The 23,653-nt window shown below is 74.4% G+C and carries 21 protein-coding genes and 1 pseudogene; 14 read left to right on the forward strand and 8 right to left on the reverse strand.

The window, feature by feature from the left end; genetic code table 11:
• Positions 1–136: 136 nt before the first annotated feature.
• Positions 137–229 (forward strand): annotated as a pseudogene (locus ACGF3H_RS07510) (IS5/IS1182 family transposase); the annotation flags it as partial.
• Between the two features lie 103 nt (positions 230–332).
• Here the strand turns inward: ACGF3H_RS07510 and ACGF3H_RS07515 are convergent.
• Positions 333–3,476 (reverse strand): glycosyl hydrolase 115 family protein, encoded by a 3,144-nt coding sequence (locus ACGF3H_RS07515; protein WP_362492631.1) that lies wholly within the window; start codon positions 3,474–3,476, stop codon positions 333–335.
• Positions 3,477–3,697: 221 nt separating this feature from the next.
• Between ACGF3H_RS07515 and lanKC the strand changes: the two genes are divergently transcribed.
• The 4 genes from lanKC (at position 3,698) to ACGF3H_RS07535 (ending at position 10,178) form a co-directional block, all read left to right on the forward strand.
• On the forward strand, positions 3,698–6,313 hold the full coding sequence (gene lanKC, locus ACGF3H_RS07520) for a class III lanthionine synthetase LanKC (RefSeq protein WP_362492628.1): 2,616 nt from the start codon (positions 3,698–3,700) through the stop codon (positions 6,311–6,313).
• A gap of 35 nt (positions 6,314–6,348) precedes the next feature.
• A complete protein-coding gene (locus ACGF3H_RS07525; protein ID WP_003972313.1) occupies positions 6,349–6,477 on the forward strand; it encodes a SapB/AmfS family lanthipeptide in 129 nt (42 codons plus the stop codon).
• Between the two features lie 135 nt (positions 6,478–6,612).
• Complete coding sequence (locus tag ACGF3H_RS07530) at positions 6,613–8,394, forward strand: ABC transporter ATP-binding protein (protein WP_362492625.1); 1,782 nt, start codon at positions 6,613–6,615, stop codon at positions 8,392–8,394.
• On the forward strand, positions 8,391–10,178 hold the full coding sequence (locus tag ACGF3H_RS07535; RefSeq protein ID WP_362492622.1) for an ABC transporter ATP-binding protein: 1,788 nt from the start codon (positions 8,391–8,393) through the stop codon (positions 10,176–10,178). The genes ACGF3H_RS07530 and ACGF3H_RS07535 overlap by 4 nt, the downstream gene beginning before the upstream one ends.
• A 27-nt stretch (positions 10,179–10,205) precedes the next feature.
• Here ACGF3H_RS07535 and ACGF3H_RS07540 read toward each other — a convergent pair whose 3' ends face one another.
• Both ACGF3H_RS07540 and ACGF3H_RS07545 read right to left on the reverse strand, forming a co-directional pair.
• The gene (locus ACGF3H_RS07540; RefSeq protein WP_362492619.1) at positions 10,206–10,802 is read right to left on the reverse strand and encodes a response regulator transcription factor; all 597 of its coding nucleotides are present in this window, start codon (positions 10,800–10,802) and stop codon (positions 10,206–10,208) included.
• A gap of 405 nt (positions 10,803–11,207) precedes the next feature.
• Positions 11,208–11,444 carry a hypothetical protein gene (locus ACGF3H_RS07545; RefSeq protein WP_362492616.1) on the reverse strand — a complete coding sequence of 79 codons (237 nt, stop codon included), beginning with the start codon at positions 11,442–11,444 and terminating at the stop codon, positions 11,208–11,210.
• 163 nt (positions 11,445–11,607) lie between these two features.
• Here ACGF3H_RS07545 and ACGF3H_RS07550 point away from each other — a divergent pair, with 163 nt between their 5' ends.
• From ACGF3H_RS07550 to ACGF3H_RS07560, 3 genes are all read left to right on the forward strand, one after another.
• Positions 11,608–11,694: a putative leader peptide gene (locus ACGF3H_RS07550; RefSeq protein ID WP_362492902.1), complete on the forward strand. Its 87-nt coding sequence runs from the start codon at positions 11,608–11,610 to the stop codon at positions 11,692–11,694.
• A gap of 233 nt (positions 11,695–11,927) precedes the next feature.
• On the forward strand, positions 11,928–12,482 hold the full coding sequence (ssuE, locus tag ACGF3H_RS07555; protein ID WP_362492613.1) for an NADPH-dependent FMN reductase: 555 nt from the start codon (positions 11,928–11,930) through the stop codon (positions 12,480–12,482).
• A gap of 34 nt (positions 12,483–12,516) precedes the next feature.
• Positions 12,517–13,680 carry an LLM class flavin-dependent oxidoreductase gene (locus ACGF3H_RS07560; protein WP_362492610.1) on the forward strand — a complete coding sequence of 388 codons (1,164 nt, stop codon included), beginning with the start codon at positions 12,517–12,519 and terminating at the stop codon, positions 13,678–13,680.
• Positions 13,681–13,719: 39 nt separating this feature from the next.
• Here the strand turns inward: ACGF3H_RS07560 and ACGF3H_RS07565 are convergent, their stop codons facing one another.
• Together ACGF3H_RS07565 and ACGF3H_RS07570 are read right to left on the reverse strand one after the other, a co-directional pair.
• Complete coding sequence (locus ACGF3H_RS07565; protein ID WP_362492607.1) at positions 13,720–14,145, reverse strand: PPOX class F420-dependent oxidoreductase; 426 nt, start codon at positions 14,143–14,145, stop codon at positions 13,720–13,722.
• Positions 14,146–14,224: 79 nt separating this feature from the next.
• Entirely contained in the window at positions 14,225–15,115 is an 891-nt protein-coding gene (locus ACGF3H_RS07570; protein WP_362492604.1) for an NAD(P)-dependent oxidoreductase, read from the reverse strand.
• Between the two features lie 119 nt (positions 15,116–15,234).
• Here ACGF3H_RS07570 and ACGF3H_RS07575 point away from each other — a divergent pair, with 119 nt between their 5' ends.
• Entirely contained in the window at positions 15,235–15,699 is a 465-nt protein-coding gene (locus ACGF3H_RS07575; RefSeq protein WP_362492601.1) for a type II toxin-antitoxin system PemK/MazF family toxin, read from the forward strand.
• On the opposite strand, the gene ACGF3H_RS07580 is transcribed toward ACGF3H_RS07575, so the two are convergent.
• Positions 15,684–16,523 carry a TIGR02452 family protein gene (locus ACGF3H_RS07580; protein WP_362492598.1) on the reverse strand — a complete coding sequence of 280 codons (840 nt, stop codon included), beginning with the start codon at positions 16,521–16,523 and terminating at the stop codon, positions 15,684–15,686. The two genes, ACGF3H_RS07575 and ACGF3H_RS07580, sit on opposite strands and share 16 nt — an antisense overlap.
• 288 nt (positions 16,524–16,811) lie before the next feature.
• Between ACGF3H_RS07580 and egtA the strand changes: the two genes are divergently transcribed.
• From egtA to egtD, 4 genes are read left to right on the forward strand one after another with little or no spacing between them, the layout of a single operon-like run.
• Positions 16,812–18,116, forward strand: coding sequence for an ergothioneine biosynthesis glutamate--cysteine ligase EgtA (gene egtA, locus ACGF3H_RS07585; protein WP_362492595.1), 1,305 nt, complete (start codon positions 16,812–16,814; stop codon positions 18,114–18,116).
• Complete coding sequence (gene egtB / locus ACGF3H_RS07590) at positions 18,113–19,480, forward strand: ergothioneine biosynthesis protein EgtB (protein ID WP_362492592.1); 1,368 nt, start codon at positions 18,113–18,115, stop codon at positions 19,478–19,480. Before egtA ends, egtB begins: the two co-directional genes overlap by 4 nt.
• Positions 19,480–20,313: an ergothioneine biosynthesis protein EgtC gene (gene egtC, locus ACGF3H_RS07595; protein WP_362492590.1), complete on the forward strand. Its 834-nt coding sequence runs from the start codon at positions 19,480–19,482 to the stop codon at positions 20,311–20,313. The genes egtB and egtC overlap by 1 nt, the downstream gene beginning before the upstream one ends.
• Complete coding sequence (egtD, locus tag ACGF3H_RS07600) at positions 20,310–21,272, forward strand: L-histidine N(alpha)-methyltransferase (RefSeq protein WP_362492587.1); 963 nt, start codon at positions 20,310–20,312, stop codon at positions 21,270–21,272. The genes egtC and egtD overlap by 4 nt, the downstream gene beginning before the upstream one ends.
• A gap of 62 nt (positions 21,273–21,334) precedes the next feature.
• On the opposite strand, the gene ACGF3H_RS07605 is transcribed toward egtD, so the two are convergent.
• Positions 21,335–22,600 carry an extracellular solute-binding protein gene (locus tag ACGF3H_RS07605; protein WP_362492584.1) on the reverse strand — a complete coding sequence of 422 codons (1,266 nt, stop codon included), beginning with the start codon at positions 22,598–22,600 and terminating at the stop codon, positions 21,335–21,337.
• Positions 22,601–22,880: 280 nt separating this feature from the next.
• On the opposite strand from ACGF3H_RS07605, the gene ACGF3H_RS07610 reads away from it, so the two are divergent.
• Positions 22,881–23,096: a dodecin gene (locus ACGF3H_RS07610; RefSeq protein WP_362492581.1), complete on the forward strand. Its 216-nt coding sequence runs from the start codon at positions 22,881–22,883 to the stop codon at positions 23,094–23,096.
• A gap of 51 nt (positions 23,097–23,147) precedes the next feature.
• Here ACGF3H_RS07610 and ACGF3H_RS07615 read toward each other — a convergent pair whose 3' ends face one another.
• Positions 23,148–23,639 carry a hypothetical protein gene (locus ACGF3H_RS07615; RefSeq protein WP_362492578.1) on the reverse strand — a complete coding sequence of 164 codons (492 nt, stop codon included), beginning with the start codon at positions 23,637–23,639 and terminating at the stop codon, positions 23,148–23,150.
• Between the last annotated feature and the right edge of the window lie 14 nt (positions 23,640–23,653).

A 23,653-nucleotide genomic window follows, 5' to 3' on the forward strand; every position in this document is an offset into this window, starting at 1 on the left:
ATCAACCGTTTGAACCGTAGGTACGCGGTCCGCTCGATTAAGGTCACAGTCCCGCCCCTGCCTCAAACGACAAGCCCGACACCACGCCAACGACACTGGGCCAAATGGGTGACGACGGGTCGCGCTTCAAAGCATCAAGATCATCCGTGACTGCCGACAGCACGGCGACGGCCTCCACCACGCCGTCCAAGCCGTCGCCCACATGCATAACCTCGCACTCACATCATGACCAGAAGACTGTGACCACGGGCCCTGACCTACCCAAACGCAGCCTTGTGCAACACCCTTTAAAGGCTGTCCCGTCCACCCGCGGGCCCGGACGGGCGGTCCCGTTACACCCGTCGGCTCTCCAGCGGCCCCAGGTACGTCACCGGCAGCCCGCCCGTGTCGATGAGCAGGCGCTGGATCACCACGGTCGGGTCGACCATCCACAGCTTCAGGCGGTGGACGCCCGCCTTCGCCAGGGTGTGGGTCGTGGCCGTGCGGTTGACGTTGTCGGAGGTGTTCCTGGCCCACTGGCCGTTCATCGTGGAGTCGTCCGAGCCGGTCGCCGCGATGATGTCGACGGTCTGCGGGGCGGCGTCGTCGAAGGAGACGGCGTAGCGCAGGGCACCGCCGGTCCGCGGGACGGCCGCGTTGCGAGGGGAGAGTTCCGCCCGGACGGTCACCTCGCCGGCCGACAGGAGAGTCACCTCGTACTCCAGCCGCGGGGAGGTCGCACCGCCCGGGGTGCGGCTGGGTGACGTCACCGGCCACGGGGTCATGCCGGCGGTCGTGCGGCCGATGCCGTCCAGGCGTCGCCACTCCCCCACCGCGCGGTCGTAGTGCTCGGCGTCGACGGCCACGTAGCCGCCCGCCTCGACGAAGCCGCGCAGGCCGCGCAGGCCGCGCCGCGAGGGTCTGCGGGCGGTGCAGGAGACGGTCACGGAGCTGCCGGCGCCGGTGACGGTCAGGCTGCCCTCGGCCGTGTCGCCCGGCAGCTTCGACCAGTCGACGCCGACTTCGACGCGGACCTGCTGGGTCACCCGGCCGCGCGGGCGGTCCGCCGTCAGCCAGGGGGCGGAGGTCTCCACCCGGTAGTCGAACGGCGTGCGGCCGCGGTTGAAGATCTCCACGTACTGCTGCGGCCGGGTCTGGTGGGGGCTGAACTCCGGGAGGGCCGGCTGCCCGGCTCCCGCGCCGCCGGGCCACCACGCCCCCGCGTCCTCCGTGCCGTCCACGGACACGCCGAGTTCCGCGGCCAGCGGTACGTCGATCCGTTCGACGGCCGGGAAGAGGACGTCGGGGATGGCCACGTTGTCCTTCTCGGGCTGTTGCCAGCCGGCGTCGGGTCCGTAGCGGTCGACGTCGCCGTAGTCGATGTGCGGCTGGGTCTGGAAGCCGTTCCACTTGCCCTTCGCCACCTCGGTGTGGAAGCGGTCGGCGAGGGCGAAGTCCGCTGCCAGGTGTTCCTCCGCCTGGCGGGCGCGGTCGTTGGTGGCGGCGCGGCCCTGGCGGGCGTAGAGGAGGTTGGTGAACTCCGCGTACCGCAGGGCGTAGAGGTTGGCCGTGGCCTCGACCTCGTAGCCGACGAGTTCGAACCAGGCGTCCTGGGTGTCGCGCGGCAGCCGGCGGGCCACCCGGTTCCCCCGCGCCGCCAGTGACCGCCACTCCTGCGTGACCCGCTCCAGCTCGCGGTGAGCGAAGTGGTACGGGGTCTGCCGGTCGTCGTTGACCACCTTGCCGTCCTGGACGGTGATGCGGCGGTTGAGCAGTTCCGGCTTGCGGCGGGCCTGGAGGCGGCCGTAGGTCTCCAGGATGCCCGCGATCTCCTCGGACGCGGACGCGCCGAAGTTCTGACGGGCGTAGCGGCGGTGCCACTGCGTGAGCCGTTCCCGGGGCAGGGCGTCCGGGTTCCAGGCGTAGGTGAGGAAGAACTCCGTCGGAAGTTCGTTGCCCTTCAGGTCACCGGCGTTGACCACCCACAGGCCGTGGTTGCCGTAGGCGTGGGCCTGGTGGAGCTGGTCCCAGACATTGGTCAGGTTGGCGGTGTCGACCCACTTGTAGTTGCGGCCGGCACCGACGTAGTCGAAGTGGTAGTAGAGGCCATAGCCGCCGGCACGGTTCCCGTCGGCGGGGTCCGGGTGCTTGCGGATGTTGCCCCAGTTGTCGTCCGTGAGGACGACCGTGACGTCGTCGGGGGCGCGCAGGCCGCGGTCCCAGTAGCGCTGCACTTCCTTGTAGAGGGTCCAGACCTGGGGGGTCTCCCTGGCCGGCCTGCCGGTGACCTCCTCGATGATGCGACGCTGCTCGGCGATGATCTCCCGCATCAGTTCGATGCCGTCGCCGTCGGGGAGACCGGTGTCGCCGTTGCCGCGCATGCCGAGGGTGACCACGCCCTCGAAGCCCTGGTCCACCAGCCGCCGCACCCCGTCCCGCCAGTACTTCCTGAGCGCCTCCGCGTTGCGCAGGTACGACCACTCGCCGGTGCCGCCGTAGGGGTCGTGGCCGGGGGTGACGATCGCGCCGGAGGCGTCGCGGACGGCGGGCGTGGCGTGGCGGTTCCACTCCTCGATGCCGCGCATCATCGGGGCCTCGTGGGAGGTGCCCATGACGATGCCGTACTCGGCCGCGCGCCGGTGGTTGTCCGGGTCGTCCTCGGCGAAGGCCCGGCCCCACACCGCGGGCCAGCAGTAGTTGGCCTTCAGGCGCAGCAGCAGTTCGAAGACCCTGGCGTAGAAGTCGGCGTTGAAGCCGCCGGGGTGGCCCTCCGCCTTTCCCGGTCCGAAGTACCCGGGCGCCCAGGTGCCCAGGGCCGGGTTCTCGTCGTTGATGAAGACGCCCCGGTACTTCACCGTGGGCGTGCCCTGGGTGTGGCGGCCGGGCAGGACCCAGACGTGCTTCCTGCGCACCGGCGGTACGTCGTCCCACCAGTACCACGGCGAGACGCCGATGCCGTAGGAGACGTCGTAGGCTCCGAAGACGGTGCCGCGCGGGTCGCTGCCCGCGATGACGAGGGCCTGCTCCACCCCGGGCATCGGGTGGTCGACCACCGCCTGGAGCGACGTCTCCCACCGGCCGCGCACGCCGCTGACGTCGAGCTTCCCCGACGTCACCAGGCCGTCGATCAGCCGGCTGCGGCCGATGGTGCCGACCAGCACGGCGCGCCGGGCGATCGTGCTGCCGGGGCGGACGCCCGTGACCCGGTCGATGTCGGCGCGCAGATCCGCCACGGCCCGGACGACTCCCGGGTGGTCGTCCTCGCCGACCAGGACGGGGGCGCCGACCAGGGGGAAGGCCCCGGCGGCCGGGGCGGCCGGCGAGAAGGAGAGGTACGCCCCCGGATCGGTCCGCCGGAGTGGCCCGGCGCCGGTGGCGGCCGCCGTGTCCCGCCCGTTCCCGTTCCCGGCCGGCCGGGCGGCCGGCGGCGGGGAGACCACGGGAACCGCGGCCAGGCCGGCCCCCAGGACGGCTCTGCGACTGACGTGCGCGGACATGGCACACCTCTCCCACTCATATTTGGTCAGCGGCATGACAAATAGTGGGAGGAGTGACTGCCGGGGAACAGGGGGCGTGCACGCCGAATAGTTTCGGAACCGCGGCTCCCCGGAAGTTACCTGTGCGTTCCGCACGTCGGAGTGGTGACAGCGGTGACTGTCCCGGACACGGCGGCGCGTGACAGCGTCTTCCTCGGCACCGGCCGGCGGAGGGAGAAGGCGTGAACAAGGGCTACGCCGTGTACTGCGACGCAGACCCGCACTTCTACGACGCGCCGCACCGCACGGCCCCGGGCACAGCGGCGGCCGGCACCCGGTACGCGGCGGCCACCGAGCCCGTCCCGGCCGGGTGGCAGCGCGGCGAGAGCGGCGACTGGCTGGCCCTGCGGCCGCTGGACGCCGAACTGCCCGCCCAGGGCTGGAAGATCCACGTCTCCGCCTGTCTGGACAACGCCGAGTCAGTCCTGGAGCGCGTACGGCGGTACTGCCTGGAGCACGGTGTCGCGTTCAAGTTCGTCCCGAGCCGCTACCTGCTCCACCAGCGCAACGCCAAGTACGCCGACCGGGCGGGCAGCGGCAAGTTCATCACCGTGTACCCGGCGGACGAGGAGCGGTTCGAGCGCCTCGCCGGCGAGCTGAGCGACCTGCTGGCCGGCGAGCCCGGACCGCACATCCTGAGCGACCTCAGACTCGGCGACGGCCCGGTGCACGTGCGCTACGGCAGCTTCACCCGCCGCAACTGCTACGACGAGGACGGCGAGCTGAGACCGGCGATCGCGGACCCCGACGGGGTGCTCGTCCCCGACCCGCGCGGCCCGGTGTTCCGGGTGCCCGACTGGGTGAGCGTGCCGGCGTTCCTGAAGCCCCACCTCGAGGCGCGGGCCACGGTGACCCTGACGGACATCCCGTACACCGTCGAGGCGGCGCTGCACTTCTCCAACGGCGGCGGTGTCTACCGGGCGCGGGACACGCGCACCGGTGAGACGGTGGTCCTCAAGGAGGGCCGCCCGCACGCCGGTCTGGCGGCCGACGGGGCGGACGCGGTGGCCCGGCTGGAGCGCGAGCGCCGGGCGCTGGAGATGCTGTCCGGTCTGGACTGCACCCCGGAGGTGCGGGACGCGTTCACCGTCGGGGAGCACCACTTCCTGGTCCTCGAGCACCTCGACGGCAAGCCGCTCAACACCTTCTTCGCCCGGCGCCATCCGCTGATCGAGGCGGATCCCGACGAGGCGCGGATCGCCGAGTACACCGAGTGGGCCCTCGACGTCCACGCACAGGTGGAACGGGCCGTCACGCAGGTGCACGAGCGGGGCGTGGTCTTCAACGACCTGCACCTGTTCAACATCATGATCCGCGACGACGGGCGGGTGGCCCTGCTGGACTTCGAGGCCGCCCATCACGTCGACGAGCCGGGCCGGCAGACCGTCGCCCACCCCGGTTTCGTCGCGCCGCCCGGCCGGCGGGGCCCGGCCGTGGACCGGTACGCGCTGGCCTGTCTGCGGCTGGCCCTGTTCCTGCCGCTGACCAGCCTGCTGGCCCTGGACCGGCGCAAGGCGGAACACCTCGCCGACGTGGTGGCGCGGCAGTTCCCGGTCCCGCGGTCCTTCCTGGACGCGGCGGTCGCCGAGATCACCGGCACGCCGGTCCGTCCGCCGTCGGCGCATCGGGACGGGGGCTTCATCCCGGTCGAACCGGGCAACTGGCCCCGCAGCAGGGACTCGATGGCGGCGGCCATCCGCGCGTCGGCGACCCCGTCCCGCGACGACCGCCTGTTCCCCGGCGACATCGCCCAGTTCGCCACGGCGGGCGGGGGCCTGTCCTTCGGATACGGGGCGGCCGGCGTGCTCTACGCCCTCACCGAGAGCGGCGCGGGGCGCGACGAGGACGGGGAGCAGTGGCTGCTGGAGCGGACGAAGGAACCGCCGTCGGGCATGCCGCTCGGCTTCCACGACGGGATCGCCGGGACCGCCTGGACGCTGGACCACCTGGGGCACCGGGCCCGGGCGCTGGACCTGACCGGCACACTCCTGGAGCACCCGCTCGACGGGCTCTCCCCCGACCTGCACAGCGGCACGGCCGGCATCGGCCTGACGCTGGACTCGCTGGCCGCCTCCACCGGAGACCCGGCCCTGCGTGCCGCCGCCCTGCGGTGCGCCGAGCTGAGCGCCCGGAGCGTCGCGCCCGCCACGGCGGAGGGCGCGCCCGGCCGCCGGCCCCGCGCCGGCCTGCTGCACGGCGCGACGGGCAGCGCGCTGCTGTTCCTCCGCCTGTACGAACGCACCGGGGACACCGGACTCCTCGACCTCGCCGGTGACGCGCTGCGCCAGGATCTCGCGCGCTGCGTCCGCGGCGCGGGCGGCGCCCTCCAGGTGGACGAGGGCTGGCGCACCATGCCCTATCTGGGAGCCGGCAGCGTGGGCATCGGCATGGTGCTCGACGACTACCTGGCGCACCGCGCCGACGAGGAGTTCGAGCGGGCGCGGACCGAGATCGTGCGCGCGGCGCAGGCCATGTTCTACGCCCAGCCCGGGCTCTACCGGGGCGTCGCCGGCATGGTCCTGTACCTCGGCCGGACGACGGCGCCGGGACCGGGAACGGGGCCCGCGGCCGTCCGGCGCCAGATCGACGCGCTGGCCTGGCACGCCATGTCCTACCGCGGCCGGCTCGCCTTCCCCGGCGAGCAGATGATGCGCCTGTCGATGGACCTGTCCACCGGGACGGCCGGCTGCCTGCTGGCCCTCGCCTCCGTGCGCGCGGACCGGTCCGCCGGTCTGCCGTTCCTCCCACCGCCGCGGCCCGAGCCGCGGCCCACGAGCCGGTCCCACGAGGGGCCGTGAACAAGCAATGTTGTCCGTTACGAAGGGATGAGCACATGAACCTGTTCGACCTGCAGTCGATGGAGACCCCGAAGGAAGAGGCCATGGGGGACGTCGAGACCGGCAGCCGCGCCAGCCTGCTGCTCTGCGGCGACAGCAGCCTCTCCATCACGACCTGTAACTGACGTCCGAGGCGGCCCGCCGCGCGGTTCGCGGCGGGCCGCACGGTCCGGTACCGGCGTCCCGGCCTCACCGCCGGGGCGCCGGTGCCGTGTCCCGTCGCCGCCGCGCGCGGCGCCGACCACGAGGAGGGGCGGCTGATGGACACGACCCCGGCCCGGCGACGACGCGGGCGCACCGCGCCCGGCGCGGATCCCGGCCGTGGGCCCGAACTGCTGGTGCTGGTGTGCTCGGTGGCGGCCGCTGCCGCCGCGGTCGCGCAGCCCCTGGTCCTCGGCCGGGCGCTGGACCTGCTGCTGTACGACGGCGGAGCCGGGCCCTGGCTCGCGGTGAGCGTGCTGCTGCTCACCGGCGAGGTCCTCCTCGACGGCCTGACCGCGCTGCTCACCGGCCGGTGCACCGCCGCCTGGACGGCGTCGATCCGCTCCCGCGCCCTCACCGGCCTGCTGCACGCCGTACCCGGAGCGACGCGTCCGTACTCCGCGGGAGACGTCGGGACACGGGTCACGCTCAACGCCTCCGACGCGGGCGGCGCCCCGGCGGCCCGGGCCTCGCTGGCCGCTTCCCTGATCACCCCGGCCGGTGCGCTCGTCGCGCTGGCCTTCGTCGACGTGTGGGTCGCCCTGTGCGTCCTGGCCGGACTGCCCGCCCTGGTACTGGTGCTGCGGGTCTTCGCGCGCGACACGGGCACGTCGGTGCGTGCCTACCAGCGCGTGCAGTCGGACATCGCGGGCCGCCTGCTGGAAGCCGTGGAGGGCGCGGAGACCATCGCCGCGGCCGGGACGACGGAACGCGAACGCGACCGGGTGCTGGGGCCGTTGGCCGAGCTCGGCGCACTGGGCGAGCGCATGTGGGTGCTGCACGGGCGGGCGCTGGCCACCGGCGGCGTCCTCGTCCCGCTGCTGACGGTGGCGGCCACGGCCGTCGGCGGGCTCCGGCTCGGCGCCGGGGCACTGAGCGTCGGTGAGCTGCTGGCGGTGTGCCGGTACGCGCAGCTGGCCGCCGGGTTCGGCGGCGCGGCCACACTGCTCGGCGCACTGGTCCGGGGGCGGACGGCGCGCGAGCGCACGGCCGCCCTGGAGGGCCTGCCCGCGCTGCGTCACGGCGGCCGGACCCTGCCCGCCGGCGGCCCGGGTGTCCTGGAGCTGCGCGGTGTGCGCGTCCGGCGGGACGGCACGGAGGTCCTGCGGGCGGACGAGGTGGTGGTGCCCGGCGGGGCGACGGCAGCAGTCGTGGGCCGCAGCGGCGCCGGCAAGTCCGTACTGGCCGCCGTGGCGGGCCGGCTGATCGACCCCGACGAGGGAGAGGTGCTGCTGGACGGCGTCCCACTGGACTCCCTGACCCGAACGAGCCTGCGCTCCGAGGTCGGTTTCGCCTTCGCGCGTCCGGAACTCGGTGACGGCACGGTGGCGGAGGCCGTCGCGGCCGGGGCACGCCCCGCCACGCCGCACCGCGTGCGGACAGCGGTCCGCGTCGCGGGCGCCGACGCCTTCGTGCGCCGTCTGCCGCGGACGTACGACACCCCGCTCGCCGACGTGCCGCTGTCGGGCGGGGAGTTCCAGCGTCTTGGTCTGGCCCGGGCGTTCGCCCACGCTGGCCGGCTGCTCGTGATGGACGACGCGACCTCCAGCCTCGACACCGCCACCGAGCACGCCGTGGACCGGGCGGTGCGCCACTCCCTCGACGGCACCACGCGCCTGGTCGTGGCGCACCGTCCGTCGGTCGCGGCGCGGGCGGACCTGGTGATCTGGCTGGAGAACGGGCGGGTCCGGGCGGTCGGCCCCCATCGGCGGCTGTGGGAACAGGCCGCCTACCGGGCGGTGTTCGCCACCGGCGCGCGGTCCGGCGCCGAAGGGGCCGAGGCCGGGGCCGGGGCGGCGGACGGCCGGATCGCCTCCCTGCACGGCGAGGCGCGGCCGTGACCGCCGCCGACGCCGGCGGGACGGCGTGGTCCGGCGGGGAGCCCGGCCCGCTGCGCCGGGTGGCGCCGTCCGCCCGGCGCTTCCTGGCCGGACGCAAGGGCGTCCTCGCCCGGCTCGGGGCGTGGTCGGTGGCCGAGTCGGCACAGACCTTCCTGGTCGGGTACGGCGTCGCCCAGGCCGTCGACCGGGGCTTCCTGGCGGGCGACACGGCCGCGGGGCTCGGCTGGCTGGCGGTCGCCGCCGTCGCCGTGGTCCTCGGGGCGCCCGTGGTCCGGGGTGTCTTCGCCCAACTGGCCGGTCTGACGGAGCCGTTGCGGGACCGGCTGGTGCGGCGGGCGGTCGAGCGGTCCATGGCGGAGGCGCAGTCCCGTCCCGGCGGCGGGGACCGTGCCGCGGTGTCGCGGCTCACGAACCAGGTCGAGATCGTGCGGGACAGCTTCGCCGGGCTCGTGCTGACCCTGCGCTCGTTCGTGTTCACCGCCGCGGGCGCGCTGCTCGGCCTGTTCTCGCTGGACCCGGCGCTGCTGACGGTCGTCGTGCCGCCCCTCGCCGGGGGCCTGGCCCTGTTCCTGGTCACGCTGCGCCCCATGGCGGCGGCGCAGCGCCGGGCCCTCGCCGCCGACGAGGCGCTGGGCGATCACGCGGCGCGGACCCGGCGGGCACTGCGCGACATCACCGCCTGCGGCACGCAGGAAGAGGTGGCGTGCGGCGGTGAACGGCTCGTCGAGGACGCCGCCGCCGCCGCGCGTGTCCTCGCCCGCTGGGCCGCGGTGCGCACCCTGGCCCTCGGTCTCGCGGGGCAGCTGCCGGTCCTGCTGCTGCTGGTGGCCGTGCCGTGGCTGCGCGGCAAGGGCGTCACCACCGGGGCGCTGCTGGGTGCCTTCACGTACCTCGCCCAGTCGCTGCTGCCCGCGCTGCACACCCTCATGACGGCGATCGGTGCCGCGGGCACGCGGCTGCTCGTGGTCCTGGACCGCATCACGGGGACGGAGCCGCGTCCGCCGCTCACCGGCACGCCCCCGGCGGCGCCCGTCACCGACGCGGACCGGCGGGCGGGGCCGGCGGCGCCCGCCGTGGAACTGCGGTCGGTGACGCTGTCCTACGGTGCGCGGGCCGAGCCGGTCCTCGACGCGCTCGACCTGCGGGTGGAGGACGGTGAACACCTGGCCGTCGTCGGGCCCAGCGGCATCGGCAAGTCGACCCTCACCCGTCTGGTCGCCGGGACACTGGCACCCAGCGGCGGTGCGGTGGAGGTGGCCGGCCGCCCGGTCGCCGGCCGCGGTCCGGCCGAACTGGCCGCCCTGCGCGTCCTGCTGCCGCAGCAGGCGTACGTCTTCACCGCCACGGTGCGGGACAACCTCACGTACCTGCGGCCGGACGCGTCCGAGGCGGACGTCCGGGCCGCCGTGCGCGAGCTCGGTGCCGGCGGTCTCGTCGAGCGCCTGGGCGGGCTGGACGCGCCGCTCGCTCCCGGGGACCTCTCGCAGGGCGAGCGCCAGCTGCTCGTGCTGGTGCGCGCGCACCTGTCCACGGCGCGCCTGCTCCTGCTCGACGAGGCGACCTGCCATCTCGACCCGGCCGCCGAGGCGCGGGCCGAGGAGGCCCTCGCCCGGCGCCCGGGCGCGCTGGTCGTGGTGGCCCACCGCATGTCGTCGGCGCTGCGCGCCGACCGGATCCTGGTGCTGGACGGCGTGGGCGCGGCCTGCGGGACACACCGTGAACTCCTCGGCCGTTCACCGCTCTACCGCGATCTGGTGGGGCACTGGGGCGAGTCCGGGAGGTGACCGGTGCGCGCGCCGTGCCCCGCCTCCTCACACCCAGCCGGCGCTCTGGACGATGCGTATGGCGTCCACCCGGTTGCGTGCCCCGACCTTCCGTATCGCACTGGCCATGTAGTTGCGCACCGTGCCCCGTGACAGGTGCAGGGCGACGGCGATCTCGGCGACGGAGGAGCCCTGCGCGGCCTGCGCCACCACATGGAGCTCACGGGCCGTCAGGGGGGTTCTGGACGCCTCGAGAAGGGCGACGGTGAGTCTCTCGTCGATGAACCGCTCCCCCTTGGCGACGGTGTGCACGGCGTCGATCAGCCGGTGGGACGGGGCGTCCTTGGCGACGAAGCCGAGCGCTCCCGCGTCGAACGCCCTGCGCAGCACGCCCGGGCGTTCCGGTGCCGCGAGGACGACCAGCCGGGCCCCGCACCGGTCCCAGTAGGGTGCGCGACAGAGTTCTTCCGTGCCGTCCAGACAGTCCCCGTCCACGACGCACACGTCCGCGGGTAAGTCGTCCTCGCCCGGCCCCTCGCCCCGGGAGGACATGGACGAGACCTCGAGTCCGTCGGCGGACAGGAGAAGCTGAGCCAGTGCCGAGCGCAGCAGCAGCGCGTCGTGCACCACGAGAACACGCACCATGTACGACCCCCCAAGGTCTCCCGGCCGTCCGCGCGGACCACCGGGCTCGTCCCCCAATGTCCCCAGCCGTCTGCCCCGGGCTCCCGCCCGAGAAGCACGGGATGCGGCCGCACGGGGAGACAGCGACATCAATCCGCCGTTCTCCACGGCACCACGGGCCCCGGCCGGGACGGGTGGTCAGGCCGAATCACGCCCTTGGCGCGGGGTGTTCCGCTTCGGTAGCGGGCAGGGTGCGAAGCGGGGGCACGGAAGGGGCGTCTCCCGTGCGGCCTCACGGGCCGAAAACCGTCGAAGTGAATGTGGCCCGAAAGGTCATGTCCGGCAGCCACCGACTTGCCCCGCACGGCCCCGCACGCATGGCCGGCGTCGGTGCCACGCCGCGCGTCCGGGACGCCCGCCGCCGCGCTATTCGGCGGCGTGCCCCCGTCGGCGCTCCCGCGCCCGCTCGCCCGCTCGCCGGGCCGTGCCCATCAGCCGTTCCCGCCCCGCGGACAACAGCAGGGCCAGCGGCGTCACGACCAGGGCGATCAGCAGTGCCGGGCCCCAGTCCATGCCGTCGCGCCGGTACCGCAGGATCAGTACGGCGCAGGCGTAGGTCAGCACGACGATCAGCGCGTTCTTGAGCGGCTTGGGCAGCGTCATACGGGCTCAAGTACCCCGCCGGCGGGCCCACATGGCGCGTGGTCGGGACTGCCTTCACAGCGGCGGCGCCCTTGTCACACCCGTGTGAAATCCCGCGGAGGACAGCCGGGAACGGACCGCTGTTCCTTGACGGCCGCGCGGGCCCGCTGCCACGATCACCGTCATGAAGCAGACGCGACCGGATCTCACGCGGCGACGCCACGTCGACCTCGCGCGTGTCTCCAGCGCCTGCTGTCGCCGCCGGGTCTGACGCTCCCGCCGGCCGGCCGCCGCCCGCTCGCGGCGCCGCGTGGTCCGCGGCGATCGGCACCTTCCCCGCTGAGCCGTCCCCTCGCCCGCGCACGCCGACGCGCGTACGGCGGGCTTCCGACGAGCCGGCTCCCTCGCGCCCCGGTCCCCGCGTGCCGGCCTTCATGTCCCCTGCCCCGACCCTCGCGTGCCCTGGCGCGCGCAGGCGTCCCGGCGTTCTCGAAAGAGGTCCCCATGGCCACCGTCCTGTCCGTCTCCGGCAGCCCCTCCGCCTCCTCCCGCACCCACCGTCTGCTGCGCCACCTGGACGAGCGGCTCGTCTCCCAGGGCCACCGGGTGATACCGCTCGACGTCCGCACCATCCCCGCCGAGGCGCTGCTGGGCGCCGACTTCACGCACCCGGCCATCGCCGAGGCGACCGAACTGTTCGCCGCCGCCGACGGCGTGGTCGTCGGCACCCCGGTCTACAAGGCCGCGTACTCCGGCGTGCTGAAGGCACTGCTGGATCTGCTCCCGCAGTACGCGCTCACCGGCAAGACGGTGCTGCCGCTCGCCACGGGTGGCAGCGTCGCCCATGTGCTGGCCATCGACTACGCCCTGCGGCCGGTGCTGTCCTCGATGGGCGCGCGGCACGTCGTCCAGGGCTGGTTCACCCTGGACCGGGACATCACCCGGCACGACGACGGGACCCTGTCGGTCGCCCCGGCCGCCGCCGAGGCCCTCACCCAGATCGTCGACCAGTTCTCCGCCGCCCTCGGGCACGCCCCGCTGCTCGTCGCGGCGAGCTGACCCGGCGCCCCGAAGACCCCTGATCGGAGACGGCATGTCCCTGACCTTCCACTGGTTCCTGCCCACCAACGGCGACAGCCGCGACGTCGTCGGCGGCGGCCACGGCACACCGGCCACGACGTCCGGCCGGGACCGGCCGCCGACGGTGGCGTACCTGAGCCAGATCGCCCGGGCCGCCGAGACCGTCGGTTTCGCCGGCGCGCTCACCCCCACCGGCGCGTGGTGCGAGGACGCCTGGCTGACCACCGCCATGGTGAGCCGGCACACCGAGCGGCTGAAGTTCCTGGTGGCGTTCCGGCCCGGGCTCCTGTCGCCGACGCTCGCCGCGCAGATGGCCTCCACCTTCCAGCGGCAGTCCGGCGGACGGCTCCTGCTGAACGTGGTCACCGGCGGCGAGAGCCGGGAACAGCGGGCCTACGGCGACTTCCTCGACAAGGACGCCCGCTACCGCCGTACCGGCGAGTTCCTGAGCGCCGTCCGGCAGTTGTGGAGCGGCGGGAGCGTCGACCTGCACGGCGAGCACCTCCGGGTGGAGGACGCCAGGCTGACCCGCGTGCCCGACCCGGTGCCCGAGGTCTACTTCGGCGGCTCGTCGCCGTCCGCGCTGGCGGTCGCCGCGCGCCACGTCGACGTCTACCTCACCTGGGGCGAGCCCCCCGCGCAGGTCGCCGAGAAGATCGCCCGGGTGCGGGAGCTCGCCGCGAAGGAGGGCCGCACCCTGCGCTTCGGCATCCGGCTGCACGTCATCACCCGCGACACCTCGGCGCAGGCCTGGGCGGAGGCGGAACGGCTGCTGTCCGGCTTCGACCCGGAGACGGTACGGACCGTGCAGGAGGGGCTGGCCCGCAGCGAGTCGGAGGGGCAGCGGCGCATGCTCGCCCTGCACGGCGGCGCCCGCGACGGCCTGGAGATCCACCCCAACCTGTGGGCCGGCATCGGCCTGGTGCGCGGCGGCGCGGGCACCGCCCTGGTCGGCGGCCACGAGGAGGTCGCGGAGCGGATCGAGGAGTACGCGTCCCTGGGCATCGAGGAGTTCGTGCTCTCCGGTTACCCGCACCTGGAGGAGGCGTACTGGTTCGGCGAGGGCGTCCTGCCGCGGCTGGCCGCGCGGGGCCTGTGGCGGCACCCCTTCGACGGGCCGGCCGCGGCTCCCGCCGCGGTGCCCTCCCCGGCCCCGCAGGCGGCCTTCGCGAGCTGAGGACGGGCCCGGCCGGCTCGCCGCCGGCCGGGCCGGGCCTCAGCTCGATGCCTGGTCGCTGTCCTTCATCGAGCCCCAGCCGTGCCAGCGCTCGACCTCGATCCACGCGCTGACCCGGGCACGGACCCGGTCCGGGTAGGCGTTGCCCGTGTAGTGCGTGGAGATCCGGTCGATGTCGGCGAGGCCCTCGTCGTCACGGGTCTCGGTGACGCGGCCGATGAGGGTGACGTGCGTGTACCAGTCGTCGCCGTCCAGGACGGTGAGGGTCACGCGCGGGTCGCGGCGCAGGTGCTTGAGGCGGACGCGGCCCTCGTCGAGGCTGATCAGGACGCGACCGTCGTCCTCCCACACGTACCAGGTGGGCGTGGAGACGGGACTGCCGTCCGAGCGGAGGGTGGCCATCACGCACGGGTTCGGGCGGCGCAGCAGTTCGACGGCCTCGGGCGGCAGCGGGGGCTTGGACATGGGGCTCCTTCGTGTCGTGGTCGCTTCCGGTCTGCTCCGGCATTCTGTGTCTTCCGCTCGTCCGGTACCCCGGACGCGCTCAGTCGGACGGCTTCTCGTCGAAGCTGGCGAAGTAGGCCGCCGCCATGTCCTCGCCGCCGTGTCCCTGGGCCGCGGCGCGCTCCAGGCGCTCCGCGCCTGCGGCGGCGACGTCCAGGCGCACGCCGTTGCGCTCGCCCGCCTCGACGATCAGGCGGGCGTCCTTCGCGGCGGTGGTGACGGCGAACTGGGGTGGGGTGAGGGCGCCGTCGCGGATCAGGCCGGCCTTGGCGCGCAGGTAGCCCATGTCGAGGGGGCCGCCGGCGATGGCGTCGAAGAAGCCGTCGGGGTCCACGCCCAGCGCCTGTGCCAGCGCCAGGACCTCGCCGACCGCGTTGGTGGCGGCCAGGACCCAGCTGTTGGCCACCAGCTTGAGCCGGGTGGCGCTGCCGGCGGCACCGTCCTCGCCGGTCCACACCGTGCGGGAGCCGACCGCGTCGAAGACGGGCGCCACCGTGTCGCGCGCGCCGGCCGGACCGGCGGCCAGGACGAGCAACTGGCCGGCCTCGGCGGGCTGCCGGGTGCCGAGCACGGGGGCGTCGAAGAAGACCAGCCCGTGTTCGCGGGCGAAGGCGGCGAGGTCCGCGACCGCGTCGAGGCCGGCGGTGGTCGACTGCACCCACGCGGCGCCGGCGCGCAGGCCGGGGGCGGCGCGGCGCATGACGTCCAGGGCGGCCGGGCCGTCGTACAGCATGGTGAGGACGACGTCGGCGTCCCGCACCGCCTCCTCGGGGCCGTCGGCGATGAGCACGCCGTCGGCGGCCAGCGGCTCGGCCTTGTCCCGGCTGCGGTTCCAGGCGTGGACGGTGAGTCCGGCGCGGGCGAGGTTGCGGGCCATCGCCGCGCCCATGATGCCGGTTCCCAGGACGCTCACGGTGAGCTTGTCGGTCATGACGTCGGCTTCCTGTTCTCGTGCTCGTACGGAAGGGGGCCGGTCATCAGCCTGCCATCCGGCCGGGGGCGGCGCCGACCGGTCCGGCCGCCTCGGTACGCGTCGCGTACGGTACGGCCGTGAACGCCTCCACCCGCAGCACCGACGACAGCGACGCGTACGTACCCGGCCGCCACGGCCCCTCCGCGACCACCCGGGCGGACCCCCGGGAGGTGGGCCGGGTGCGGACGGAGTACGCGCCCGAACACGACGGGGACCCCGATCCGGGCGAGATCGTCTGGACCTGGGTGCCGTACGAGGAGAACGACGGGCGCGGCAAGGACCGGCCGGTGCTCGTCGTCGCCCGGGAGCCGGCGGGCACGCTGCTCGCCGTGCAGCTCTCCAGCAAGCGGCACGACGGGGACCGGGACTGGGTGCCGATCGGGAGCGGGCCGTGGGACCGGTCGGGGCGGGATTCCTGGGTCGGCGTGGACCGGGTGCTGCGGCTGCACGAGGCCGGTATGCGCCGCGAGGCGTGCGCACTGGACCGGATGCGGTTCGGCCTCGTGCGGCAGCGGCTGCGGGAGCGCTACGGCTGGAGCTGACGCCCGTCGGCGACGGCCTCCGGGAAGGTGCGCGCGAACGCGGCGCGGACCCGGCCGCCGGGTGTGCGGTCCAGGATGCCGAACGTCACCCGCTCGAACGCCGAGGCGAAGCGTCCGCCGGGTCCGAGCAGCGTCCGGAAGGCGCCCGCGACCTGGGCCGGGTCGTTGCGGAACACGCCGCAGCCCCAGGCGCCGAGCACCAGCCGCCGGTAGCCGTGGGCCGCGGCCGTCTCCAGCACCCGTTCGGCGCGCACGGCCAGCGCGGTGCCCAGCTCGCCGGCGCGCTCGGGTGCGGTGCGCAGCACCACGCCCGCGTTCGGTGCGGCGGCGGTGAGGAATCCGGCCGTGTACGGCGTCTCCAGCAGCCGTCCCTGGTCGTCGCGGAAGACCGGCACGGCCGGTGAGTGGATGACGCGGTCGCTGTAGAAGGGGTCCCGGTGGGCCCGGTGGTGGTCGTAGAACGGGCGGGCCCGCAGCAGGCAGGTGTACAGGGCGGAAGCCCGGCACAGGGCCTCCTCCTGGGCCTGGGCGCCGTTGAGATACCCGCCGCCGGGGTTGCGGGCGGAAGCGAAGTTCAGCACGGCGACCTCGCCGCCGAGCCGGCGCGCGGCCTCCAGGCTGCTCTCGCCCGTGACCTCGAGGACCGTCGTCACCGGGACGGACGAGGGCACCCCGACCGGCTCCGGCCCGTACATCCTGGTGCCCTCGCGGGCCGCCTCGACCGCCGCCGCGACCGTCACCTCGCGTCCGCCGGGCGTGCGATAGGCCCCCGCCATGACGATCTGCTCGGTCTGCTGTGCGATGCCCCGCAGGCGCGCGCTCATGGCGCCACCCCCGTGGACGCCATGACCGCGCGCGGCGCGGTCTCCCCCGTCGTGCTCATGCGGGAATCCTGGGTGATGCTGGTGGTGCGGCGCAACGTGATTTCCCTGCCCGGGAAACGAGGGGGGAAGCCCCCGGAAACGGTCGGGTCGTGGAGATGACGGAGCTGGAACGTCCCGATATGCACCCTTGTGCGGAGCGGCGTGAGGGTCTTGGGTGGGACGAGTGTGCCGACCCGGCCCACCACGAACAGGGTCGGCGACATGGTGGAATCTCAGGAGGATCCCGACATGTCCGATGCGGTAGGTGGCTGTACGCGGCCACGCACCACCGTCACGGAAGCCGAGGTCGAGGCGCTGGTCCACGGCATCTGCTTCAAGACCGGTCCGCCCTCGCGCCTCGGTGTCGAGGTGGAGTGGCTGGTCCACGAGCTGCGCGCGCCGCGGCTCCCGGTGACGGACGAAAGACTCGAAGCGGTCTACGCCGCGCTGCGGCCCGTACCGCTGAACTCGTCGCTGACCGTCGAACCCGGCGGCCAGCTGGAACTGAGCTCCCTGCCCGCCGCCTCGCTGATGGAGTGCGTCGACGCCGTCCGGGCCGATCTGGACGCCGTCCGGGCGGTCCTGCGCGAGGAGGGTCTCGCCCTCGTCGGCCTCGGCCACGACCCGTGGCGCTCTCCCCGCCGGTACCTGCGCCGGCCGCGGTACGACGCGATGGAGGCCTGTCTCGACCGCACCGGCCCCGCGGGGCGCTTCATGATGTGCGCCACCGCGTCCGTGCAGGTGTGCCTGGACGCCGGGCACGAGGAGCCCGGCCCGCTCGGCCACGTACGCCGCTGGTGGCTGGCCCACCAGCTGGGCGCGGTCCTCGTGGCCGCGTTCGCCAACTCCCCGCTGTCCGGTGGCCGGCCCACCGGGTGGCGGTCCACGCGGCAACTGCGGTGGACGCAGATCGGCGCCGGCCGGGCGGGCGGCCCCCCGCTGGACGCCGACCCGCGCCGCACCTGGGCGCGGCACGTGCTGGACGCCCCGGTGATGTGCGTACGCCGGGACGGCGGCGGCCCCTGGGAGGTGCCGGACGGCATGACCTTCCGGGAGTGGACCAGGGTCCGGTCGCCGAGACCACCGACCAGGGAGGACCTCGACTACCACCTCACCACGCTGTTCCCGCCGGTCAGGCCGCGCGGGCATCTGGAGCTGCGCATGATCGACGCGCAGCCCGGTGACGACGGCTGGATCGTGCCGCTCGCCGTGACGGCGGCGCTGTTCGACGACCAGGAGGCCTCCGAGACCGCCTACCGGGCCGTGAAACCCCTGGCGGAGCGCACCCTGGGCCAGCCCGCCCCGCACAACCCGCTGTACCGGGCCGCGGCGCGCGACGCCCTCACCGATCCGGAGCTGCGCGACGCGGCCGCCGTGTGCTTCGCGGCGGCGCTCGACGCGCTGCCGCGGCTCGGCGCCACCACCGGGGTGACGGACGCGGTCGCGGCGTACCGGGACCGCTATGTCGACCGGGGCCGCTGCCCCGCCGACGACCTGCTGGACACGCACGACGGCGCGGGCCCCGGCCCGCACGGGAGGGAGACCCGACGATGACCGACTCCGTCACGGACCCCGCCGGCGGCCCGGGCACGGGACCCGCCGCCGAACCCCGCGTGGACGCCGAGACGCTCCGCGAACGGGCCCTGGCCACGCTCGTCACGGCCCGTGAGCGCACCACGCTGCTGACCAGCTGCGTGGAGGGCCCCGACCTGACCGCCCAGGTGTCGCCGCTGATGTCCCCGCTGGTGTGGGACCTCGCGCACATCGGCAACCAGGAGGAGCAGTGGCTGCTGCGCGCCGTCGGCGGGCAGGAGGCGATACGGCCCGAGATCGACAGCCTGTACGACGCCTTCGAGCATCCGCGTGCCGAGCGCCCCGCGCTGCCGCTGCTGCCGCCGGACGAGGCCCGCCGGTACGCGGCGGACGTGCGCGGCCGGGCCCTGGACGTCCTGGAGGGAGCCGCGTTCCACGGGACGCGGCTGACCGAGGCCGGCTTCGCCTTCGGGATGATCGCCCAGCACGAGCAGCAGCACGACGAGACCATGCTGATCACCCACCAGCTCCGCAGGGGGCCGCAGGCCCTGACGGCCCCGGACCCCGACCCGGTGCCGCTGTTCACCGGGCCCGCGGAGGTGCTGGTGCCCGGCGGTCCCTTCACGATGGGCACCTCGACGGAGCCGTGGGCCCTGGACAACGAGCGGCCCGCGCACCGGCGCGAGGTGGCCCCTTTCTTCATCGACACCACACCGGTGACGAACGCCGCCTACCAGGCGTTCATCGAGGACGGAGGATACGACGACCCGCGCTGGTGGGCCCCGGAGGGCTGGGACCACATCCGCCGCCACGCGGTCACGGCCCCGCTGTTCTGGCGCCGCGACGGCGGGCAGTGGCTGCGCCGCCGCTTCGGCGTCACCGAGGTGGTGCCGCCCGACGAGCCGGTGGTGCACGTCTGCTGGTACGAGGCCGACGCGTGGGCCCGCTGGGCCGGGCGGCGGCTGCCGACCGAGGCCGAGTGGGAGAAGGCGGCCCGGCACGACCCGGCCGGTGACCGCTCCACGCGCTATCCGTGGGGCGACGCCGACCCGGGCCCGGAGCACGCCAACCTCGGCCAGCGGCACCTGCGTCCGGCGCCCGCCGGCAGCTATCCGGCCGGTGAGTCCCCGCTCGGGGTGAGGCAGTTGATCGGCGACGTGTGGGAGTGGACGTCGAGCGACTTCGCCCCGTACCCCGGCTTCCGGGCGTTCCCGTACCGGGAGTACTCGGAGGTGTTCTTCGGGCCGGACCACAAGGTGCTGCGCGGCGGTTCGTTCGCCGTGGACGCGGTGGCCTGCCGGGGCACGTTCCGCAACTGGGACTACCCGATCCGGCGGCAGATCTTCTCCGGCTTCCGCACCGCGCGTTCCGCGGAGGCGTCCTGATGTGCCGTCACCTGGCCTACGTGGGCCCGGCCGAGCCCCTGGGCCGGCTCCTCGTGGAGCCCGCGCACGCCCTGTACCGCCAGTCCTGGGCGCCCCGGCGCCAGCGGTACGGCACGGTCAACGCCGACGGGTTCGGCGTCGGCTGGTACGCCGAGGGCGACCCGGTGCCTGCGCGCTACCGCCGGGCCGGGCCGATCTGGGCGGACCAGTCCTTCGCCGACCTGGCCCGGGTGGTGCGGACCGGCGCGCTGCTGGCCGCGGTCCGGGACGCGACACTGGCGGGTGCCGACGCGGAGGCCGCCGCGGCACCGTTCGCCGCGGGTCCCTGGCTGTTCAGCCACAACGGCGCCGTGGCGGGCTGGCCCGGTTCGCTGGAGCGGGTGGCCGGGTCCCTGCCGGCGAGGGAACTGCTGTCGCTGGAGGCCCGCAACGACTCGGCGCTGGTGTGGGCGCTCGTGCTGCACCGGCTGCGCTCCGCGGCCGCGGGCGAGCCGCGTCCGCGCGTCGCGGCGCGGGCGCTGGCCGACACGGTGCTGGAGGTCGCCGCGGCCTCCCCCACGTCCCGGCTGAACCTGCTGCTCACGGACGGCGAGACCGTCGCGGCCACCGCCTGGGGCGACACCCTCTGGTACCTGGCCCGGCCCGGCGGCGGCACGGTCGTCGCCTCCGAGCCGTACGACGACGACCCGCACTGGCAGGAGGTCCCCGACCGCACCCTGCTCGCGGCGAGCGGCAGGGACGTGCTGCTGACGCCGCTCGAGGATCAGCGCGAGAACACCCTGGTGCCCGCGGCCACGGCCGCTTCCGTATCCGTGAAGGAGCCCCGCACGTGAGCCCGTTCCGTCTCACCCGCACGCTGCCCGAGGACACCACGGACGCCGCCCTGCGCGCCGACGTCCTGGCGGGCCTGTCCAGTACGCCCAAGTCGCTGCCGCCGAAGTGGTTCTACGACGCCCGGGGCAGCGAGCTCTTCGAGGAGATCACCGCGCTGCCCGAGTACTACCCCACCCGGGCCGAGCGGGAGATCCTCGTCGACCGGGCCGGGGAGATCGCCGCCGCGACCGGTGCCCGCACGCTGGTCGAGCTGGGCTCGGGCTCCTCGGAGAAGACGCGGCACCTGCTCGACGCGCTGACCGGGCTGGACGCGTACGTGCCGGTCGACGTCAGCGAGAGCGCCCTCACGCAGGCGGGGCGGGCGATCGCCGCCGAGCGGCCGGGGCTGCGGGTGCACGCGCTGATCGCCGACTTCACCGCCGGGCTCACGCTCCCGGACACGCCGGGTCCCCGGCTGGTGGCGTTCCTCGGCGGCACGATCGGCAATCTGCTGCCCGCCGAGCGGGCCGCGTTCCTCGCGTCCGTCCGTGGCCTGCTCTCGCCCGGCGACGGGCTGCTGCTGGGCACGGACCTGGTCAAGGACGAGCGGGTGCTGGTGCGGGCGTACGACGACGCGGCGGGAGTGACGGCCGCGTTCGACAAGAACGTCCTGGCCGTGATCAACCGCGAGCTGGACGCCGACTTCGTGCCCGCGGCCTTCGACCACGTCGCGGTGTGGGACCCGGAGCGGGAGTGGATCGAGATGCGGCTGCGCTCGCGCACGGCGCAGACGGTCAAGGTCCAGGCGCTCGAGCTGGCCGTGGAGTTCGCCGCCGGCGAGGACCTGCGCACCGAGGTGTCCGCGAAGTTCCGCCGCGAGGGCGTGCGGTCGGAACTGGACGCGGCCGGCCTGGACCTCACCCACTGGTGGACCGACGGCGAGGAACGCTTCGCGCTGTCGCTGAGCCGGGTGCGCTGAACCGGGGCGCGCTGGGCCGGGCGCGCTGAACCGGGCGCCGGTGTCCGAGACCCGGCGTCCGGTCAGCCGGCGCCGGGGTCCAGGAGTTCGCCGATGCGGTCGGAGGCGCGCTCGGCCTCCGGCCGCGCTTCGGCGCCGGTGAGCACCTTGGTCATGTACTCCTTGATCGGGTTGTCCGCCTCGACGGCGCCCCACAGGGGCGTGCCGGGGGTCGCCCGGCCCTGCGCGGCGCCGGCGGCCATCGCCTCGACGCCCTCCTCGCCCGCGACCTCCGCGGCCAGCGACTTCTTGTTGGGGACGTAGTTCATGGTGCGGGCCAGGTCGGTGTTCCACTTGGCGCCGGTGAGGGCCTCCAGCACGGCCACGGCGCCGTCCCGGTCGTCGGTGTTGGCGGGGACGACGAGGTCCGATCCGCCGGTGAACACGGCCCCCGGCTTGTCGGCGCTCTTGCCGGGCACGGGGAAGAATCCCAGCTTGTCCTTGAGCCCCGGGTTCTCGCGCAGGACGGTCTGGGCGAGCCCCGGCACCGCGATGATCTGCGCGACCCGGCCCTCGGCGAACACGCCGGCCTGCGGCGGGTGTTCCTCGTCGGCGTCGACGGGTCCCTCGCCCAGGGCCTGCAGTTCACGGTAGAAGTCCATGCCGCGCAGGGCGGCCGGGCTGTCCAGCGCGCCCGTCCAGACGCCACCGCTCTCCTTGGCGAGGTCGCCGCCCTCGTCCCAGATGAAGCCGGACAGGGTGTACCAGTCCTGTCCGGCCAGGTAGATGCCCTGGCCGGCACCCCGGTCGAGCTTCTCGGTGACGGTGAGCCACTCCTCGCGGGTCCGCGGCGGCTCCGTGACACCGGCCTGCCGGAACAGGTCCTTGCGGTAGATGACGACGCGGTTGGCGGCGTACCAGGGGATGCCGAACTGCTGGGACAGGTACTCCCCCGGTTCGGCGAGGCCGGGCAGCCAGTCGCGGATGCCCCAGTCGCGCATCGACTCCAGTGTCAGGTCCTCCAGCCGGCCGCCCTCGGCGTACTGCGGCACCTGGGTGTTGCCCACCTCGATGACGTCCGGCTGTGCGTCACCTCCGTCGGACTCCAGCGCGTCCTGCACCTTCTCGCCGATGCCGGTCCACTCCTGTATGCGGATGTCGAGGTCCAGATCGGGGTGCTCGCGTTCGAAGTCCTCGGTGAAGCGCTCCAGGAAGTCCTCCGAGGCGCTGCCCTTCATCAGCCACACGGTGACGGCGCGCCGCCCGCTCCCGCCGTCCGAGGACACGAGGCCGCAACCGCTGAGCAGGGAGGCGGAGGCACAGACTAGGGCGAGGAGGCGACGTCTCACGAGGGGGTCCTTCTGATCGAACAGTGTCGGTGGCGGACCGGTGGGTCCCGCGCACGCGAAGGGAGACCCGACGTGGGGGGACGAGCGTGAGGCTCGTACGGGTGTTTGGGATTTTGGTATGGACCAATGCCCGGGTCAAGGGGGTCGGCAGGACCGGGGCGGCGACGGGGGCGACCGGCGCGGCAGCCGACGCCTCGCGCTCCGCCGTCGGGTGGGGCACGGTGGAGTGACGCGCGACACACGCGACACCGCCGCCCGCCCCGCGGAAGGGAGCACCCGCATGTCGAACCACACCTACCGGGTCACCGAGATCGTCGGCACCTCGCCCGACGGCGTCGACCAGGCCGTCCGCAACGGCATCAGCCGCGCCTCGCAGACCCTGCGCAACCTGGACTGGTTCGAGGTCACCCAGGTGCGCGGCCAGATCGAGGAGGGCGAGGTCGCACACTGGCAGGTGGGTCTGAAGCTCGGATTCCGTCTGGAGGGCACGGACTGACGTCCCGCCGGGACGGGACCGGCACCCGCGGACGACGGGCCGCCGGGACGGTCAGGTACGCCCCTGCCGCTCCTGGGCGTCCTCCAGCTCCGCTGACCCGGCGGCCCAGTCCGCGCGCACGACGGTGAATCCCGCCCGTTCGGCGTCGGCGCACACCAGTTCGTCGTCGTCGACGAAGACGCGGACCTCGCGGGCGCGGGCGAGCCGGCCCAGGATCTCCAGCTTGGTGCGCCGGGCGGGCCGGCGGTCGGTGTCGCCCCGCATGTACAGCCGCCCCTCGGGGAGCCCCTGCGCGGCCAGCCAGTCGAGCGTGTCGCGCCGGCAGCGCTCGGGCCGTCCGGTCAGGTAGACGATCTCGCACTCCCCGGCGCTCGCGTGCACCAGCGCGATGCCCTCCGGCAGCGGCGGATCCTGGGGCGCGGCGGCGAAGAAGGCGTCCCACTCACGTGGCCGGCGCTCCAGGAAGCGCTGCCGGTGCGCGGTGCCGGCGAGGGTGTTGTCCAGGTCGAACACGGCCAGCGGAGGCCTGCTGCTGTCGGTCACACCCCCAACCCTAG

The sequence above is a fragment of the Streptomyces sp. NPDC048185 genome (assembly GCF_043202495.1).
Taxonomy (GTDB): Bacteria; Actinomycetota; Actinomycetes; order Streptomycetales; family Streptomycetaceae; genus Streptomyces.

Excerpts from the sequence above, each read along its gene's own strand:
- ACGF3H_RS07515 (WP_362492631.1), bottom strand. The coding sequence starts at position 3,476 with ATGTCCGCGCACGTCAGTCGCAGAGCCGTCCTGGGGGCCGGCCTGGCC.
- ACGF3H_RS07525 (WP_003972313.1), top strand. The coding sequence starts at position 6,349 with ATGAACCTGTTCGACCTGCAGTCGATGGAGACCCCGAAGGAAGAGGCC.
- ACGF3H_RS07530 (WP_362492625.1), top strand. The coding sequence starts at position 6,613 with ATGGACACGACCCCGGCCCGGCGACGACGCGGGCGCACCGCGCCCGGC.
- ACGF3H_RS07540 (WP_362492619.1), bottom strand. The coding sequence starts at position 10,802 with ATGGTGCGTGTTCTCGTGGTGCACGACGCGCTGCTGCTGCGCTCGGCA.
- ACGF3H_RS07545 (WP_362492616.1), bottom strand. The coding sequence starts at position 11,444 with ATGACGCTGCCCAAGCCGCTCAAGAACGCGCTGATCGTCGTGCTGACC.
- ACGF3H_RS07550 (WP_362492902.1), top strand. The coding sequence starts at position 11,608 with ATGAAGCAGACGCGACCGGATCTCACGCGGCGACGCCACGTCGACCTC.
- ssuE (WP_362492613.1), top strand. The coding sequence starts at position 11,928 with ATGGCCACCGTCCTGTCCGTCTCCGGCAGCCCCTCCGCCTCCTCCCGC.
- ACGF3H_RS07560 (WP_362492610.1), top strand. The coding sequence starts at position 12,517 with ATGTCCCTGACCTTCCACTGGTTCCTGCCCACCAACGGCGACAGCCGC.
- ACGF3H_RS07565 (WP_362492607.1), bottom strand. The coding sequence starts at position 14,145 with ATGTCCAAGCCCCCGCTGCCGCCCGAGGCCGTCGAACTGCTGCGCCGC.
- ACGF3H_RS07570 (WP_362492604.1), bottom strand. The coding sequence starts at position 15,115 with ATGACCGACAAGCTCACCGTGAGCGTCCTGGGAACCGGCATCATGGGC.
- ACGF3H_RS07580 (WP_362492598.1), bottom strand. The coding sequence starts at position 16,523 with ATGAGCGCGCGCCTGCGGGGCATCGCACAGCAGACCGAGCAGATCGTC.
- egtA (WP_362492595.1), top strand. The coding sequence starts at position 16,812 with ATGTCCGATGCGGTAGGTGGCTGTACGCGGCCACGCACCACCGTCACG.
- egtB (WP_362492592.1), top strand. The coding sequence starts at position 18,113 with ATGACCGACTCCGTCACGGACCCCGCCGGCGGCCCGGGCACGGGACCC.
- egtC (WP_362492590.1), top strand. The coding sequence starts at position 19,480 with ATGTGCCGTCACCTGGCCTACGTGGGCCCGGCCGAGCCCCTGGGCCGG.
- ACGF3H_RS07610 (WP_362492581.1), top strand. The coding sequence starts at position 22,881 with ATGTCGAACCACACCTACCGGGTCACCGAGATCGTCGGCACCTCGCCC.